Origin of the sequence: Nocardioides sp. NPDC047086 (assembly GCF_040643685.1) — a bacterium.
Taxonomy (GTDB): domain Bacteria; phylum Actinomycetota; class Actinomycetes; order Propionibacteriales; family Nocardioidaceae; genus Nocardioides.
Map to the genome: position 1 here is coordinate 1 of NZ_JBEYUV010000086.1, position 2,306 is coordinate 2,306.

At 74.6% G+C, this 2,306-nt stretch carries 3 protein-coding genes; 1 reads left to right on the plus strand and 2 read right to left on the minus strand.

The window, feature by feature from the left end; all coding sequences use genetic code 11:
- On the plus strand, positions 1-201 hold a 201-nt coding region (locus ABZ796_RS27660), incomplete at its 5' end, for a hypothetical protein (protein WP_357341390.1).
- On the opposite strand, the gene ABZ796_RS27665 is transcribed toward ABZ796_RS27660, so the two are convergent.
- Together ABZ796_RS27665 and cobC are read right to left on the minus strand one after the other, a co-directional pair.
- Positions 189-1,115 carry a cobalamin biosynthesis protein gene (locus ABZ796_RS27665; protein ID WP_357341392.1) on the minus strand — a complete coding sequence of 309 codons (927 nt, stop codon included), beginning with the start codon at positions 1,113-1,115 and terminating at the stop codon, positions 189-191. The two genes, ABZ796_RS27660 and ABZ796_RS27665, sit on opposite strands and share 13 nt — an antisense overlap.
- A partial coding sequence (cobC, locus tag ABZ796_RS27670) for an Rv2231c family pyridoxal phosphate-dependent protein CobC (RefSeq protein ID WP_357341394.1) occupies positions 1,112-2,306 on the minus strand: 1,195 nt, incomplete at its 5' end. The genes cobC and ABZ796_RS27665, both read right to left, overlap by 4 nt.

A 2,306-nucleotide genomic window follows, 5' to 3' on the forward strand; every position in this document is an offset into this window, starting at 1 on the left:
GTCGAGACCAACACGGTCCCATCGAGCGCCGAAGGGGACCGTGTTGGTCTCGACACGCCTCCGCCTAGCGGCTCCGGCGGCTCGACCAGCGGGGGTCCGGACCGGGCGGCAGGTGTACGGACCGACCAGCGGGTCAGCGGGCCGGGCATCGCGGATGCTCCGCCCGCGGTGCTGGCGCAGGCCTTCCGTCATGGACGCTGAACGATGACGGCGTACGCCGCCGCGACCAGGGCCGCGCCGAGGCCGACCCTGCGAGCCAGGGTGGTCGCCTCGACCACGTCCGTCGGGGCCGCGTCGCGGCCGTCGCCCATCATCGCGCGGTGCTCGATCCGGTTGCCGTAGTAGCGGTTCGTGCCGCCCAGGCGGATGCCGAGGGCGCCGGCGAAGGACGCCTCGACCACGCCGGCGTTCGGGCTCGGGTGCTGGGCGGCGTCGCGGCGCCAGGTCGCCCACGCCTTCTTCGCGCGCGCGGGCGCGGCGGCGATCGTGAGCAGGCCGGACAGCCGGGAGCCGGGCAGGTTGAGCAGGTCGTCCAGGCGGGCGCCGGCCCAGCCGAAGCGCTCGTAGCGGTCGTTGTGATGACCGACCATCGCGTCCAGGGTGTTGGCGGCGCGGTAGCCGAGCAGGCCGGGTACGCCCGCGACGGCTCCCCACACCAGGGGCGCGACCACCGCGTCGGAGGTGTTCTCGGCGACGCTCTCGACCACCGCCCGGGAGACCTCGGAGGCATCGAGCTCGTCGGTGTCACGGCCGACGAGGTGGGTCAGCCGCTGCCGCGCGGCCGGGAGGTCGTCGCGGTCGAGGTGTTCGTGGACGGCCAGCGCCTCACGCTCCAGCGAGCGGCCGCCCAGGACCGCCCAGGTCGCGGCCGCGGTCACCAGCGTCTTTCCTGTTCGCCCTGGGGCGAGGCGCTCCGCGGCAGCACCGAGGACCACCGCTCCCCCGACCAGCGTGGCGGTGTGGAGGACGCCTCGGGCGCGGTCGTCCGCGTACCAGGCCTGCTCCGCCTTCGTCGCGACCGTGCCGAAGCCGGCGACCGGGTGGAATCGCCGTGGGTCACCGAGCAGGCGGTCCAGCGCGAAGCCGGCCAGGATCCCGACCGCCCGCGGGCTCACCGCGTTCCCCTGGTTCGGCGCAGCGCGGCCAGGAGCCGATCGGTCGGCGCCTCGGGGCGCACCGCGATCCGCACCCAGTCCGGACCGAGGCCGGGGAAGGTGTCGGCGCGGCGTACGGCGATGCCCTGCTCACGCAGATCCGCACGGACTTCGGCGCCGGGGCGGGCCAGGACGAAGGAGGCGGCGGAGGGGACGTACTGGATGCCCTGGTCGCGCAGACCGGCCTCGAGGTGGTCGCGCCAGACGGCGATCCGCTCGGCGCGCTCGCGGGCCTCGGCGCTCGCGCGCTCGGTCGCGCAGGCGAGCATCGCGGCGGCAGCGGTGGCCGAGACGGACCACGGGGTGCGTACGGCCTCGAGGTCGCTGACCACTGTGGGATCGCCGACGACGCAGCCGGCGCGGACCCCCGGGATGGACCAGTGCTTGGTCAGGCTCCGGATCACCAGCAGGCCCTCGGCGTGCTCGCCGGTGAGGGTGTCGGGCTCGCCGGGGACCGCGTCCATGAACGCCTCGTCGACCACGACCAGCCGGCCGGGCCGTAGGAGCGCTCGAAGGGTCTCGGCGGGATGGAGTACGCCGGTGGGGTTGGTCGGGTTGCCGACGACGACCAGGTCCGCATCGTCGGGCACGGCGGCGGGGTCGAGGGCGAACCCGTCATCGGCTCGCAGGCGCACCTCGGTGACTCGGTGGCCGGCCTGCTCGAGTGCCGCATGGGGCTCGGTGAACTGCGGGTGCACGACGACCGGCTTCCGCCATGACCGTGCCCGCGCGACCAGCGTGAACGCCTCGGCCGCCCCCGCCGTCGGGAGCACCTCGCCGCGCTCGCGGCCGTGGTGCTTGGCCAGCGCCGCCCGCGCCGGCTCCTCATCGGGGTAGGCGGTGGCGGCGAGCGAGTCGTGGAGCGCCTGGTCCAGCCACTGCGGGCGCTCGCCCGGGTAGACGTTCACCGCGAAGTCGAGCAGCCCGTCGCGTACCTCGACGTCTCCATGGTGTCGCAGCGGATCAGCTACCCCGTCCGGTGCGTTGGTCGAACCCCTTCCCCCGCTGGTCGAGCCGCCGGAGCCGCTAGGCGGAGGCGTGTCGAGACCAACACGGTCCCCTGTCGCGCTCGATGGGACCGTGTTGGTCTCGACACGACGTCGTTCGTCCCTCACGACGTCGGCTCGACCAGCGGTGGCGTCGGCTCGACCA